Source organism: Acidilutibacter cellobiosedens, assembly GCF_004103715.1.
Lineage (GTDB): Bacteria > Bacillota > Clostridia > Tissierellales > Acidilutibacteraceae > Acidilutibacter > Acidilutibacter cellobiosedens.
Genome location: NZ_CP035282.1, coordinates 244,224 through 259,933 on the forward strand (window position 1 = coordinate 244,224; position 15,710 = coordinate 259,933).

A 15,710-nucleotide genomic window follows, 5' to 3' on the forward strand; every position below is an offset into this window, starting at 1 on the left:
AATATAATTGAGAATACAAAATATGTTTTATGATGACATCAATAGAGAGATAAATGGTGTTATCAAAGTTGATCAAGATACGGAAGGTATAATAGAACAGGAACTTTCAGAATATGTTATTACAAGGGAACTTAAGAAACACTTTATAAGTTTTTTTAATTACTATTCAGATTCTTTTGATAGACCGACTGCTGATACAGGTGTATGGATTTCTGGATTCTTTGGAAGCGGTAAATCTCACTTCTTGAAAATCATTTCATACATTTTAGAAAATAAAGAAGTAAATGGAATTAAGACTGTAGAGAGATTCAGAGAAAAATTTACGGATGATTTAGCAACATTTATGCTGATTGATAAATCAACACAGGCCCCTACAGAAACAATTCTATTTAATATTGATATAGAAGGGCCTATGGAAAAAAACAAGACAGCAGTTTTAAGGGTATTTGCCAAGATGTTTTATAAACACCTTGGATTTTATGGTGAAAATCTTAAAGTTGCAAAACTTGAGCAGTATGTAGATAGAAAAGGAAAAACAGAAGAATTTAGACGTGTTTTTGAAGAAAAAAACGGTGATTCATGGATAGATTCAAGAGATGTATTTGACTTCTGTGAAGATGAAGTAGTTGAAACACTTATGCAAGTTCTTGGTATGAGTGAAACAGCAGCGAGAAACTGGTTTGACTCCTCTGAAGAAATTGATATTTCAATAGCACAGCTTGTGTCTGAAATAAAAGAGTATGTTGATAGTAAGCCAAATAATTATAGGCTTCTTTTCATGATTGATGAGGTGGGACAGTATGTAGGTGCTGATACTGATATGCTCCTTAATCTTCAATCTTTAGTTGAAAAGATAGGCTCTGAATGTATGGGAAAAGTCTGGGTAATGTGTACTGGGCAAGAAGCTCTAGATGAAATAATTAGAACAAGGGCAGACGAATTTTCAAGAATCCAGGCAAGATTCAAGACAAGGCTTTCACTTTCTTCATCATCAGCAGATGAGGTTATTCAAAAGAGAATTCTAAAGAAAAATAATGAGTCCAAAGCCTATCTTGAAGATGTTTATGACAAACAGAAAAGTGTTATGGACAATCTCTTTAAATTTAGAGAAGCAGTTGGAGATATAAGAGGTTTTGAAGGACCAGGAGAATTCTCTGTAAACTTTCCCTTTGTGCCATATCAGTTTATTCTCATGCAGAAGGTATTTTCTGAAATTAGGAAACATGGTAATGCAGGAAAGCATTTATCAGGTGGAGAAAGATCTATGCTTTCTGGCTTCCAGGAAGCTGCACAAAGGGTTCAGGATAGGGATGAGTATGCAATAATTCCTTTTTGGATGTTTTATGACACAGTTCATACTTTTCTTGATGGTTCAATTAGAAGAGTAATAGAAAGAGCAGAAAGAGCAGCAAGAGATGATAAGGGTCTTGAACCTATAGATGTTAATGTCTTGAAGCTGCTTTATATGATTAGGTATGTGGAAGATATACCTGCAAATCTTGATAATATTATAATTATGATGGCTGAAGATATAAGAGTGGATAAGATTGATGAAAGAAACAAGATTCAAAAATCACTGGATAGGCTTATTCGCCAGAACTATATTGCAAGAACAGGAGATACATATAATTTTCTTACTGATGCAGAGCAGGATGTAGAAAGAGAAATCAGAGATGAATATGTAGATCCAAGCGAGATTACAAGAAAAATTTCTGAAATGATTTTTGGGAATATATATACAACAAAAAAATTCCGTTATGAAAAGAAATATGACTTTGAATTTGATAAAAAAGTAGATGGTGTAAATTATGGTAATCCAGTTGGAGGAATGGAACTAGAGATCCTTACTATTGCAACAAGCGTAATAGATAAACAGGAACTTAGACTGATGACTGAATCTCAGAACAAGGTTCTTGTGGTACTTGAAGATACGGAATATTACAACTTCATAGAAAATGCTATGAAAATAGATAAGTTTGCAAGAAAGAAGAATATCCCACAACTTCCAAAATCAATGCAAGATATTATAAGAAGTAAACAAGACGATGCTGAGCATTTTAAAGAGGATGCCTTAGTGGAACTTAAAGAGGCTTTTATGAAAGCAAAGTTTTATATAAATGGAGATAGGACTACAGTAAAAGCTGGAACACCACAAGCTAAAATTGATGAAGCGTTAGAGTATCTAGTTTCTAATGTATATAATAAACTTGACTTGATTACAAAAAATGCAGATTCAGATGAAGATATTTATAAGATTCTTGATGGAAGAGAAGATGATGGTATAATGCCAGGACTAGAGTCCAACAGAAAGGCAGCAACTGAGATTGAAACCTACCTAATAGCTCAAAACCAGCAACACCTTCCTACCAATATGGCAGATGTTCAGAAAAGATTCACATCTATTCCTTATGGATGGCGAGAAAGAGATGTTGCAGCTGTAGTTGCAAGATTAATCTATGAACAAAAAGTAATTATTAAATACGGTGGAGAAACCATAAGAACAGATGATGAGAGGCTTCCAGAACTTTTATATAAGAGAAGTGAAATAGGGAAAACAAAGATTCAAAAACGTGAAATGATAAGTATTCAAAAGATAAAAGAGGCAAGAGACTTTTTAAGAGATTTCTTTGACCTTATGGATGTGCCAGAAGATGATGATGGACTTGTAGATTTTATTATTTCTAAATTTGAAAACCTAGAAGACCATTATGATGAATTACTTAATAAATATGAGGGCAATAACTATCCTGATAAAAAGAAAATAATTGAAGCAAAGGCTACTGTATCAGATCTTCTTTATGCAAAGACAGATAATATTGCCCTTGTAAACAAGCTTATTGATATGGAAGATGAGCTTGAAGATATGCAGGAAGATATGGAAGCTATTGAAGACTTCTTTAAGTCACAGGTAGATACATTTGATGAAGCAACAAGACTGGAAAGCTTGCTTCGTTCAGACCTTGATTACCTTCAAAATGAAAGTGAAGTAAACGATGCACTTAATAAAATTAGACTTATAGTCAATATCAATCCTAAAAAAGACGATTTTGATTATAGGGATGTTCCAAAACTTAATGATTATATGAAGGTAGTGAGAGAAGGACATAATAGGCTTCTTTATGGCAAACGTGAAGAAATCCTTGAAATTGTAAGACAATGTATGGAAGAAATCCATAGGGGAGATAAAAATGATAGGCTTATCGGCAATATAATTAAGAAAACTGATGATTTTTATACACAAAAGAAAAAGGAAATTGCTGAAACAGAAAGTCTTAGAATTCTTGATGGATTTATTCCTAGTCTTTGGTCTGAAAAGGATCAGGCAGTCAAAGATATAATTTCTATTGAAAAAAGTAATGCCGAAGCTGAAAGAAGACGTAATGATGAAGAAGGAAAGCAAAGTGGAGAAAATGATACTGTAAAAGAAACTGAAGTATCACCTGAGCCTGAAAAGAAAAAGCATATTAAGAAATTCTATAGGCAATCAATATTCCCTGCAAGAACTCTGGAAAGTGAAAGTGAGATAAGAGAGTATCTAGAGACTATTGAAAAAAATCTTATGACACTCTTAGGAGATTGTGATGGTATAGAAATAAACTAAGAAAGGAAAGGTAGGATATGAATAAAACAGCGATAAAAAACTTTGCAATCTGGGCAAGAAGAGAACTTATCGAAAAAGTTACTAAGAAAGCAAAGATATATGGAATAGAAAAAGATAAAGAAATGAAGGAGATGGATACTGCTCATAATGGGCAGGTCCTGACTTCTGATGATAAAAAAGCAAGAAGAATATTAATTGAAAAAATAGATAAAGATGGCTTTGATGAAACTATAGAAGAGGTTGCTTATACATGGTTTAACCGTTTTATTGCCATAAGATTTATGGAAGTAAATGGATATATACCTAGCCATATAAGAGTTTTCACTTCAGAAAATAATGAGTTTGAACCTCAGATTCTGTCAGAAGCTATACATATTGATTTACCAGGGCTTGATAAGTCAAAGGTTCTAGAGCTTTATAATGCTGGTAACAAGGAAGAGGAACTTTTTAATTATTTATTTATTACTCAATGTAATGCTTTAAACGAAGTTCTTCCAGGAATGTTTCAAAAACTAAATGACTACACAGAGCTTCTTCTCCCAGATGGGCTTTTAAGAGATGATTCTGTAATAGATGTAATGATAAGTGAAATACCTGAGGAAGACTGGAAAGAACAAGTTCAGATAATAGGATGGCTTTATCAGTATTATAATGAAGAAATAAAGGCTGAAGTTATTAATGTTACAAAGAGGAAGAATATTGAAAAAAAAGATATCCCAGCTGCTACACAAATATTTACTACTGATTGGGTAGTTAGATATATTGTTGATAATTCATTAGGTAAGTATTGGATTGAACGAAATCCCGGTAGTGATTTAAAAGAAAAGCTTGAATTCTTTATAGTGCCAAAGAATGGTGAGATAGAATATATTGATGAAAAAATAGAGCCAAGAGATTTAAGGATACTTGACAACTGTGTTGGTTCAGGTCACTTTCCTTTATATGAATTTGATGTTCTTATGGAGATATATAAGGAATGTGGATATAGGGAAAGGGAAGCTGCTGAATATATTTTAAGAGAGAATCTATATGGTCTAGATATAGATGAGAGAGCAAGGCAACTTGCATATTTTTCACTTATGATGAAAGCACGTTCTTACAGTAGGAGAATTTTAAATAAAGGTATTGAGCCACATATATATGCAATACCTGATTCTAATAATATAGATAGAAAATACTTTGAAATATTTGGGAATAGCTTAGCAGTAGAAGAAAAAGAAGAAGCAAGGAAATCAATAGAAAAACTATTAGCTACTTTTAAAGATGGAAAAAACTATGGATCCATTTTAAAAGTTGAAAAAGTTGATTTTGAGCTTTGCAGAAAATATATAGAAGATATGGATGGAGGACAGATAGATTTATTTACTTACAATTTTGACGAGTTCCAAAAGGAGATAAAGAACATTATAGACGTAACTGAAGTCATGACTATGAAATATGATATAGTAGCTACAAACCCACCATATCTGAATAGAATGAATGGACAACTTAATGAATATGTAAATAAAAATTATAGAGATTATAAAACGGATTTATTTTCAGTATTCATGTATAGAAACTTCGATTTTTGTAAACCAAATGGATATTCAGGTTTTATGACACCCAATGTATGGATGTTTTTAAAATCATACGAGGAATTGAGAAAGTTCATTGTTGAAAACAAATCGATAGACTCATTAATACAGATAGCAAAGGGGGCTTTTTTTCAAGAAGCAACAGTTGATGTTATCGCATTTGTTTTTAAAAATTTGACTTCAAATACTCCGGGTAAATATATAAGGCTAGAGGAATTTAAGGGTGGTATGGAAGTTCAGAAAGAAAAAGTTCTTGAAGCAATAGAAAACCCACATTGTGGATATTTCTATGAGACAAACACAGATAATTTTTTAAAAATCCCTGGAATGCCGATAGTTTATTGGGCAAGTGACAGTATAATCAAAGATTTTGAAGTTGGAATTTTAATGGAAGAAGTGTTAGATGTAAGGCAAGGTTTAGCAACAGCAGATAATAATAGATTTTTAAGATTATGGTATGAAGTAGAACAAGAAAAAAGTAAATTTGATTCAAAAAATGCTGAAGATTTAATTGAAAGTAAGAAAAAATGGGTTCCATATAATAAAGGTGGTCAAAGAAGACAATGGTATGGAAATTATGATTATATTGTGAACTGGGAAAATGATGGGGTTGAAATTAAAAATTTTAAAGATAGTAAAGGTAAGTTGAGGTCACGCCCACAAAACACAGGATATTATTTTAAAGAAGCTATTACTTGGTCGGATATTACTTCAGGAAAATTTGCAATAAGATATAGAATGCCAGGAGGGATACACGATGTAAAAGGTATGTCGGCATTCTATACAGGAAAAGAAAATCTTAAATATATATTAGGATTAATGAGTACACCTATTGCAAATCATATTTTTAAAATGTTAAACCCTACAATAAGTTTGCAGGTTGGTGATTTTAAAAATTTTCCGGTTATTAAAGTTGATGCTTTGATGGAAAAAAAGGTTATGAACGTTTCGAATGAAAATATTTATCTTTCGAAACAAGATTGGGATATGCATGAGACTTCATGGGACTTTCAAAAGTCTCCATTACTTTCAAATAAGGTGGATGGCAGAGTCGAAACTGCTTATGAGAGTTATAAAGGTGAAGTAAATGAAAGATTTGCAAAACTTAAAGAAAATGAAGAAGAATTGAATCGTATGTTTATAGAAATCTACGGACTTGAAGATGAGCTTACTCCTGAAGTATCTGATAGAGATATTACAGTAGCTAAAATCTTTGATAATAAAAAAGATATAGATGATGAAATAAAAGGTAACAAGTATGTAATGACTCGTGAAGATGTGGTGAAGAATTTCTTATCCTACTTTATTGGTTGTGCCATGGGAAGATATTCTCTAGACGAAGAAGGTCTTGTATTTGCTGGTGGAGAGTTTGATTTATCAAAATATACTATTTTTAAAGCAGATGGAGACGGTATTCTTCCAATAACAGATCAGGAGTATTTTGAAGATGATATTGTAGAGTTGTTTGTTAAGTTTTTAAAAATTACATTTGGAGAAGAACACCTAAATGAAAATCTTGATTTTATAGCATCAGAGCTTAAAGGTAAGAAGAGTGATAGTAGTAGGGAAAGAATAAGAAATTATTTCTTAAATGATTTTTATAAAGACCATTGCAAGATATATCAAAAGCTTCCTATCTACTGGCAATATGATTCTGGTAATAATGACGCTTGTAGGGGCTTGTTTTATCTCCATAGATACGATAAAGATATGTTTGCAAGAATAAGAATCAAATATATTTTTGAAGTACAGGATAGGTATAAACAAGATCTTGTAAGAGTAGAAGATACTATTGCGAAATCAAGTGGAAGTAAAAAAATAGAACTTCAAAAACGTGCAGATGAACTTAAAAAGAAAATCATAGAATCGCAACAATTTGAAGAGAAAGTTCAGCATATAGCAGATTCTTATATAGAGATAGACTTGGATGATGGGGTAAAAGAAAACTATAAGATATTCAAAGATGTACTTGCGAAAATTTAGGAAAGTGGGGTAATTAAAACGAAAAGTTATAATGGAATAGCTGATATATTGAACAATCCAGCTATGAAGATTATTGAACAGACTGAAAAAATGAATAGAATTTTTAACAGTCCTTCTATGCAAATTATTCAGCGACAACAAAAAAGATGTGAAGATCTTATGGGATTTACTTCAGCTATAGAAAGTATGATGCAGGCACAGGAAAGAATGAAACAGATAACAGCACCACTTGAAGGACTATATGATTTTAATAATAGAATGAATTCAATAGAATATGTTATGAATAGTATTCCTAATATAACAAATAACTTCTTGGTGGGTATTGTTAATTGCAATGAAATATTTCCTGCTTTGGATTTGTTGAAAGATGCCGAGAGGATTAAGCGATGTTTTGGGAATTCATTATTATATAAATTTATTGAAGAAGAAATTCGAGAGATTCCCATAGATAATATACCGGAGACATTTAACAATTGTATTGATTGGGAAGGGTTTACACTATCTGATGTAGATTCAAAAAACCCAACTTTAAACAATCAAGTAGAGGAAAAATGTAACGAGAAGCATGAATATATAAAACTATTTTTAATTGTATTTTTAATGCCATTGATAGTTAATATTCTTTCTAACACTATTTATGATAATACTATTGCTAAAAATAACAAAATTGTGTTTATAAGTACGGAAAATATTATTGAAGATTATTTTGTAGTTGAGTCTGTATTAAATAATGAAAATAGAATATTTTTTGTAGGGGATAAAGTGATTAAGCCGAGGGTAAAACCAGATTGTTCTTCTGCTGTAGTAGGAAATTTAGAACCTGGAAGAGTTGTTTATGCAATAGAAAAAAAGAAAAAATGGATTCATATATTGTGGAAAAATGAAAAAGGTGAAGAATGTTGTGGTTGGATTCAAAACTGGAAATTGGAATATCTTATTTTAGAATAGAATAGCCAAAATAAAAGGAGGTGGCAAGTTTGGATTTAGAAGAAATTTTAAAAGATTTGCAGAAAAGATTTAAAGAACCCTATCCTGAATTTTATAATAGGAGAATTATCTTTTGGATGGATAGGGATAGAGAATTTGAAGATGAAATTGATAATCTTGAAATTCCAGATGTAAAAACAATAAAAGTGTCTGAAAACAATAAGTTCAGAGTAAAAAAACTACTATCCTTTGATGACCAGGAGTCAGACTTTCTTGTATACTGCCCTCTTATTTTCAATGAAAAAGAAGATAATTGGATAAATGATGTTATGAGATACAGTGAGGAATTTAGGGCGGATATTGTATCTATACAGATTGACGAAATGAATTTACCAGATAGCATTGCTATTAGAAAGTCTGTAAAAGTTTATAAGAAGTTCTTTAATGCTAAAGCAAGAAGAGAACTTATAAAGAAAAAGGCAAGTAGAATTGAAAATCCCGCACATTTAGAACTTGCTATTATGGGTGAGATTGCAGGATGTGAAATGCAGCCAGGACTTATTATCAGAGAAGTTTTGAAAGCAGGCATTGAAAATGATGAGAATGATATTTATCAGGAATTTATAAATTATGAAATAGATGAAACTTTTTGGAGAATGGTAGGACAAGGAACAGGTTATCAAAGTGAAGAAAAGAGCCTAGAAAATTTATCTATTCATATACTGCTTACTGCAGCTTCAAGAAATATAAATAAAGAAGCATTTATAGGACTTGATAATTTTATTTCCAGTCCACATGAAGCTTTTTGTTTTCAATTTGTCGAGGACTGGCTTAGAAATGCTAATGAGAAAAGGAGCCTATATGAACTTGTCCGTTATGTAGAGAAAGAAATTCAACTTGATGAAAGACTGATGAATCTTGATATAGCTCATTTTGAGAGCAACGAAGCTTTTCCATGTGTTGATGAAATTATACTTATAAAGCTTATGACAAACATTAAAAATGACATAATAGATCCTGAAGATATTTCAGATATATGTGATAAAAGAAGAGTTGGAGCCTGGTATGAAGAATTTAATTCATACTATGAAGGCATTTATAACATGGGCAAAATGAAGGATTTCTATAATAAAAACCAAGCATCATTCCATATGACAAGTGCGAAGGAAGTTTGGAAATCCTATACAGATAAATTTTATTTAATGGACACTTATTATAGGAAGTTTCAGAGGGCATATCAGAAAAGCCTTAGAAATTCAAATGCTAAGCTTGATGATTTATTTAAATTTACGGTAGATAGGGCTGAAGGTATATATAAGCATTGGTTCCTAGATGATCTCCTTACTAACTGGTGTAATGTTAGCGGTAGAGAGTTTGAAGAGTATGGAAAAATTTCTGAGATTAAACAGCAGGTTGACTTCTATGACAATAATATTAAAAATGCTAAGACAAAAGTCTATGTAATTATTTCAGATGCAATGCGTTATGAGGTGGCAAAAGAGCTTTCTATAGAATTAAAACAGGATATGCAATGTAAGATAGAAATTGATGATATGTCGGGGATATTCCCTACTATTACACCTTTTGGAATGGCTGCATTGCTTCCTAATAATGGGCTTCAAACTGAAATTAGAAATAATAATCTCAAAGTTCTTATTGATGGCGAATCAACAGATATGCCTAATAGAGAAAAGGTTTTACAAAAGGCTAATAAGGACTCTAGAGTGCTTAAATATGACGATTTGATTCATATGAAGAGAGAAGAGAGAAAAGCTCAAGCAAAAGGTATGGAAGTTGTTTATGTATATCATGATCAAATAGATGCAGCCAGCCATACATCAGATTCTAGGGTTTTCTCTGCCTGTGATAAGGCTATAGATGAAATTAAGAATCTGGTTAGAATTCTTGTGCATGAGTTTTCAGCTGTAAATATAATGATTACCTCAGATCATGGTTTCCTCTATACTTATGAAGAGTTTACTGAGGATGATAAGGTATCTAAAGAAGGCTTTGAAGGTGTTGTTGATTATGGCAGAAGGTATGCAATAATGGATGAATCTGCTAATCCAAGTTTCTTGATGCCTATAAAATTTGTTGATGAAGAATCAGGGCTTAAAGGATTTGCACCGAAACAGAATATCCGTATTAAAAAGCAAGGTGGAGGAATTAACTTTGTTCATGGAGGAATCTCACTTCAGGAAATGGTTGTTCCACTAATTAGATACAGACATTTAAGAAATGATAATAAAGAATATCAGAGAAACAGGAGTAAATATGATGTTAAACCTGTAGAACTTAATATTCTTTCAACAGGAAGAAAAATAAGCAATATGATATTCAATCTGTCTTTCTATCAAAGTGAAATGCTTTCAGTAAATAGAGAAGCCGCGAATTTCCTTCTTTATTTTGTTGATGAATATGGAGAAAAAGTTTCTGATGAAGTCCGTATTATAGCTGATAAGAATACTGATAATGAGCAAGATAGAGTATTTAATGTAACATTCAACTTGAAAGCTGGAAAATATGATAATAAAAAGACTTATAACCTTGTTATCTATGAAGAGTCAGGTCAGATTCTTCCAAAGAAGATTGAGTTTGTAATAGATATTCCCTTTGCCACAGGTGAATATGATTTCTTTAGTTAAGGGGGGTGACTAGGTATGGAAGATGTAAGTTCAAGAACTGAAATAAAACAAAAACTTAGAGAAAATTTTGATGGAAAAATAGTAGCAAAAGATTTGACTAAAAAAATCAAAGAAGGGGCTAATGTTCCCGTATATGTTCTAGAGTTTTTGCTTGGGCAGTATTGTAGTAGTGATGATGAAGAAATTATTGAAAAGGGTATAGGAACAGTTAAAAAGATTCTTTCAGATAACTTTGTTAGACCTGATGAAGCTCAGAAAATACTTTCTATTTTAAGAGAAAAAGGTAGCTTTTCCATTATAGATAAGGTAACAGTAAAACTAAACATAAGAAAAAATAGGTATGAAGCGGAGTTTTCAAACCTAGGACTTAGTGATATTCCAGTACCAGAAGAATATCCAACAAGATATGATAGGCTTCTTTGTGGTGGTATATGGTGTATGATTCAACTTGATTATGATTATGATGAGAATGAGCAGAACAAAAATCCTATTAGCATTACAAGGCTTACACCTATTCAAATGCCACAGGTGGATATAAAAGAGCTTAAAGAAGGTAGAAGCAAATTTACAAAAGAAGAATGGATAGATGTTATGCTTCGTTCTATTGGTATGGAGCCTGATGAATTTGAAGAAAGAGAAAAATGGTTGTTGCTTACAAGATTAATTCCACTTGTGGAAAATAATTTTAATCTATGTGAATTGGGTCCCAGAAGTACAGGGAAATCTCATATTTATAAGGAGATTTCCCCTAATAGTATTCTTGTGTCTGGAGGACAGACTACTGTTGCAAATTTGTTTTACAATATGGGAAGAAAGACAATCGGTCTTGTAGGGCTTTGGGATTGTGTAGCATTTGATGAAGTTGCAGGAATAAAATTCAAAGATAATGATGGTATACAGATTATGAAAGACTATATGGCATCAGGCTCTTTTGCAAGGGGAAAAGAAGAAAAAGCCGCATCGGCTTCAATGGTATTTGTAGGTAATATTAATCAAAGTGTAGATGTACTTTTGAAAACTTCCAGCTTGTTTGATCCATTTCCAGAGGAAATGGCAATAGATACAGCTTTTCTTGATAGAATGCATTGTTATCTTCCGGGTTGGGAGATTCCTAAATTTAGACCTGAGCATTTTACAAATGATTACGGTTTTATTACTGATTATCTTGCAGAATTTATGAGGGAACTTCGCAAGGATCAGTATGGAGATAGCTTAGACAAGTATTTTAGATTAGGCAAGAATCTCAATCAAAGAGATACTATTGCAGTTAGAAAAATGGTTAATGGATATTTGAAAATTGTATATCCACATGGTGAATTTACAAAAGATGATCTTGAAGAAATACTATGCTTATCTCTTGAGATGAGAAGAAGAGTGAAGGAACAACTAAAGAAAATAGGTGGTATGGAATTTTATGATGTGAACTTCTCATATATAGATTTAGATACTTTTGAGGAAAAATATGTAGGTGTTCCTGAACAGGGAGCTGATAAACTAATTCCTGATGGTATGCTAAATCCAGGACAAGTTTATACAATTGCTAGTGGAGGAAATGGAATGATTGGTTGCTATAGATTGGAGTCTCAAATGCTTCCTGGTAATGGAAAATTTGATAGAACAGGACTTGGGACTAATCGTGAATCTAAAGAAGCAAGTAATACTGCTTTTAATTATCTTAAAGCTAATGGTAATAGGATTAGTGCTTCAATAAGTACAACTACAAAAGATTATATTATAAATTATCAAGATTTACAGGGTATAGGAATGACAGGGGAGTTGGCTCTTCCTACTCTAATTGCATTATGCTCAATTGCACTTGGAAAACCTGTTATAAGTAATTTGGCGGTGCTTGGAGAAATAAGTATCGGTGGAAGTATTATGAAGGTTACAGAAATTGCAGATAGTCTTCAAGTTGCACTTGATAGTGGAGCAAAGAAAGTTCTTATACCTAGTACATCTTTTGTGGATTTTGGAACAGTTCCTGCAGAACTTATGAGTTCATTTCAAATAATTCCATATCAAAGTGCCGAAGATGCTGTATTTAAAGCTTTGGGGGTGGAGTGATTTTGAATATATTAGTAATAAAACTTGTCATTATAAAATGTTGAAAGGGGTTGACTTAATTTTATGATTTTTACTGAAGAACAATTAAAAGATTATGCTAAGCCACTTAGTGAAACTGAAGAAAATCAATGTAAAAATGCTATAAGAATGGTATCAAATGCATTAAAAGATTTGGGTCTTAGTGAAAATGAAATGGAGACTATATATGGTGCTTCTACAGCATATCAAATTAGAATGAGTGGTGGTCTTAGTGGGTATGATATTAAATTGTTTTTGCAAGGTTCTTATGCAAATAATACAAATGTAAGAGGACATAGCGATGTTGACATTGCAGTAGTACAGGAGGATATATTTCGACCTGCATACAGATTAAATGTATCTGGAGCAGACTATGGATTTACAAATGCAACTCCCAGGATAAAAAGTTTTAAAGATGAAGTTGAAGATATATTAAGAAATCACTTTGGTAAAGATGTTGAAAGAAAAAATAAATCAATAAAAATTAATGGGAATTCATACAGAAAGGATACCGATAGTGTACCATCAATGAGACATAGAGACTATAGGCAAGATTATACATTTGATAAAGAAAACTATATCGGTGGTATTTTAATAAAAGCTGATGATGGCCAAGAAATAATTAATTACCCAGAGCAGCATATAAAAAATGGTGTCGAAAAAAATAATGCTACAAATTATTACTTTAAAAAGATGGTTAGAATTGCTAAAGAACTTAGATACCAAATGAAAGATTTAAGATATCCATATGCCCAAAAAGCAAGTTCTTTTGGTGTAGAATGTCTTTTGTGGAATGTTCCAAATGAATACTTTACCAAATACAGTACCTATCGTTACGCTTTTGATGAGATTGTTGGGTACTTATATGATAATAGATATTCCACTCTTAATTTTATGGAAGTTAATAATATAAAAAAATTATGTGATGATTCACCTGATAGACGAGATATTTACAAAGGGTTTATAGAAGAGTTGAAAGGTTTTTATGAATATGAAATCTAAAATAAATAATTTATTAAAATTATCGGCAATATTTTGTGTAATTATTTTTTTAGTTTTAAAATATTTAAAAGGTTCGGAGACATTGTTAGACAACTGGGAGTTAATTACACAAGCTGCAGGATATAGTGCCATATTAACGTTGGTATATGAAAAATGGATTTGGAGGATAAATCCTTTAATCAAAATACCTAAATTCAAAAAAGAATATGGTGGTTTAATAAAATATGAATATAATGGAATCCAAGGAACTAAAAATATAGATATAAAAATTTCTCAAACATTAACTAATGTATATGTTTCGATAAAAAGTGATGAGATTACAAGTAAAAGTATAACAAGTGAGTTAGTAGAAGAAAATAATAAATATGTGTTATATTATACTTATATCACTCAACCCAAAAGTGAATTTAGTGATGAGAATCCTATCCAATATGGCACCTGTAAAGTGCTTGTTGACGATGTAAAGGAGTTTCATGGAATTTATTGGACAACCAGTAAAACCAAAGGCGACATTTACTTTGTAGAAAATAAAAAAGATAGCCAAGCAATTTTTTATCGCTCGACCTCTTTCCCTAAATAGGTATCATAGTTTTTCTTATACTGATATAGTTTCTTTTGTTCCTGGCGGGACTGATTGAGTTTCTCAATGAGAGACTCTTTTTTTGTATTTAATTTTTCAAGTTCTTCAAATATCTGTTTTGTGGTAGGAAGAGTATTGGAGTTCTGAAAACTTTCGGTAACTGCTTTTTTATAAAGCAAAAGTTGAGCATTATACTCGTTAGTAAAAGCCTTATCCTCGGGATGATTTTTAGCATATTTATAAATTTCTTTATACTGCTCAATGATATATCTGTTTTCCATAGTCTGCTTTTTTTCTTCAATTAGTTTTTCTATCTTCTTGTTTTCTGAAAGAAGATTTTGAATTTCAGAAGCTTTATCCTGGAGTGCTTTTTCTAACTGTTCTTGTGTTTTGAAGCCTTCACTTCTAACCTGGTTGATTGTATCTGCCATAGTATAAAGATTATGCTTTACTGCCCAATGCTTGTATCCAGGAGAGCCTTTAACCTTCTCGTTAGCATTAATATCAATAATATTATCCAAGGCCTTAAATGGAGATTTAGGACGTTTTCCTCGTATCTGAATTTCCTCTGAAATACGTTCTTTTAATCTTTCCTCAGTATAATCTTCTCCAATTCGCATAGCTCTAGTGAAACGCTTTTGACCCTCTTTTTTCTTGAAAGCGATATGCTTTCCATGTTTAATTTCATATCCATACTGCTCCATAAGATAGAGGAAATCTTTCCAGTCTTTAGCTTTCTTAGCAGCTCTATCAATATCAAACTGGAGTCTTCCCTTCCATGAAGTGCCTTCCTTTCTCTCCTGATATTCCCTATAGGATTTACCTTTTGTCTTATACTTTTTCTTGTATTTTTCATAGTATTCATCTATGACAACAAGATTATTTTCCTTACATAGCTTATCACTTTGGTAGCGGATTTTGTGGTAACTTCGTTTATTTGATTGATAGCATTTACCTGTTTTCCAGTTTACATTATTAAAAATAATGTGATTATGAATATGGTTACGATCTACATGGGTTGCTAGAACATATTCGTATTCACCATTTAAAACTTCTTTAGCCAGAGCAAGACCTATCTCGTGTGCCTTTTCAGGACTTACCTCTTCAGGAACAAAGCTTTGTATTAAATGTCTAGCTAAAACTGTTCCTCTAGTATCATTGACTTCCCTTGTATTCATAAACTGTAAATGGGCAGTTGAAGGAGAGCAGCCATCAGAACTTATCAATATTTGCTCATCAGTTTTATCATTACTAGTAATATAATTAATAGCAAGATTTAGAGTAGATTTGATGGGGTGTATTTTTGTAATAGCCAT

General features: G+C 31.8%; 8 protein-coding genes. 7 read left to right on the plus strand and 1 reads right to left on the minus strand.

Annotated elements, in window-relative coordinates; translation table 11 throughout:
* The first annotated feature begins 7 nt into the window (after window positions 1-7).
* From brxC to EQM13_RS01260, 7 genes are all read left to right on the plus strand, one after another.
* Complete coding sequence (gene brxC / locus EQM13_RS01230) at window positions 8-3,601, plus strand: BREX system P-loop protein BrxC (protein ID WP_128751700.1); 3,594 nt, start codon at window positions 8-10, stop codon at window positions 3,599-3,601.
* 17 nt (window positions 3,602-3,618) lie between these two features.
* The gene (gene pglX / locus EQM13_RS01235) at window positions 3,619-7,158 is read left to right on the plus strand and encodes a BREX-1 system adenine-specific DNA-methyltransferase PglX (protein ID WP_128751701.1); all 3,540 of its coding nucleotides are present in this window, start codon (window positions 3,619-3,621) and stop codon (window positions 7,156-7,158) included.
* 63 nt (window positions 7,159-7,221) lie between these two features.
* Window positions 7,222-8,106 carry an SH3 domain-containing protein gene (locus tag EQM13_RS01240; RefSeq protein WP_161567139.1) on the plus strand — a complete coding sequence of 295 codons (885 nt, stop codon included), beginning with the start codon at window positions 7,222-7,224 and terminating at the stop codon, window positions 8,104-8,106.
* A 29-nt stretch (window positions 8,107-8,135) separates the two neighbouring features.
* On the plus strand, window positions 8,136-10,730 hold the full coding sequence (pglZ, locus tag EQM13_RS01245) for a BREX-1 system phosphatase PglZ type A (protein WP_128751703.1): 2,595 nt from the start codon (window positions 8,136-8,138) through the stop codon (window positions 10,728-10,730).
* Window positions 10,731-10,745: 15 nt separating this feature from the next.
* Complete coding sequence (gene brxL / locus EQM13_RS01250) at window positions 10,746-12,794, plus strand: protease Lon-related BREX system protein BrxL (RefSeq protein WP_128751704.1); 2,049 nt, start codon at window positions 10,746-10,748, stop codon at window positions 12,792-12,794.
* A gap of 63 nt (window positions 12,795-12,857) precedes the next feature.
* Window positions 12,858-13,814 (plus strand): nucleotidyltransferase domain-containing protein, encoded by a 957-nt coding sequence (locus EQM13_RS01255; protein WP_077369899.1) that lies wholly within the window; start codon window positions 12,858-12,860, stop codon window positions 13,812-13,814.
* The gene (locus EQM13_RS01260) at window positions 13,804-14,394 is read left to right on the plus strand and encodes a Cap15 family cyclic dinucleotide receptor domain-containing protein (RefSeq protein ID WP_128751705.1); all 591 of its coding nucleotides are present in this window, start codon (window positions 13,804-13,806) and stop codon (window positions 14,392-14,394) included. The genes EQM13_RS01255 and EQM13_RS01260 overlap by 11 nt, the downstream gene beginning before the upstream one ends.
* On the opposite strand, the gene EQM13_RS01265 is transcribed toward EQM13_RS01260, so the two are convergent.
* Complete coding sequence (locus tag EQM13_RS01265; protein ID WP_128751706.1) at window positions 14,367-15,710, minus strand: relaxase/mobilization nuclease domain-containing protein; 1,344 nt, start codon at window positions 15,708-15,710, stop codon at window positions 14,367-14,369. The two genes, EQM13_RS01260 and EQM13_RS01265, sit on opposite strands and share 28 nt — an antisense overlap.